This window comes from Mesorhizobium sp. M1A.F.Ca.IN.022.07.1.1, assembly GCF_003997575.1.
GTDB lineage: Bacteria > Pseudomonadota > Alphaproteobacteria > Rhizobiales > Rhizobiaceae > Mesorhizobium.
On sequence record NZ_RZST01000721.1, the window covers coordinates 1 to 582 of the forward strand.

The 582-nt window shown below is 68.7% G+C and carries 1 protein-coding gene; it reads right to left on the reverse strand.

The features are described from left to right. Positions 1-582: SAM-dependent methyltransferase (locus EOA75_RS33615; protein ID WP_127326192.1), on the reverse strand; the 582-nt coding region annotated here is incomplete at both ends.

A 582-nucleotide genomic window follows, 5' to 3' on the forward strand; every position in this document is an offset into this window, starting at 1 on the left:
CCCAGTTGCCGAACGCGGCGTGTAGACCAGCGCGGGCTTGTCGCCGCGCTTGATGATGCGGGTCTCGGGCGAGCCGATGATGACGCAGGTCGACATGTCGGCCTTTGCCGCATCGGCGTCGGCGAGCAGAAACACCTCGATGCGCTCTTCGGGCCGGCCGGCGGCGCGGCCGAAGATCACCGGGGTGGTGCCCGGCAGAATGGCCTTCAGGCATTCGAAGGCGCGGCCGAGCTGCCAGGGGCGGGCCTTGCTGATCGGATTGTAGAGCGCAATGACGAAGCCGGCGCCGGCCGCCGCCAGCAGACGCAGCTCGATCAGCTCCCAGGGTTTTAGATTGTCGGAGAGCGAGATGGCGCAGAAATCATGGCCAAGCGGCGCGCCGATGCGGGCGGCGACCGCGAGCATGGCGGTGACGCCGGGAACGACCGCGAGGTCGATTGACCTCCATTCTGGCGGACCGGCTTCGATCGCCTCGCAGACGGCGGCCGCCATGGCGAATACGCCGGGATCGCCGCCGGACACGACAGCGACGCTGTGACCTTCGGCTGCCTTGGCCAGCGCCTCGTTCGAGCGGGCTAGCTC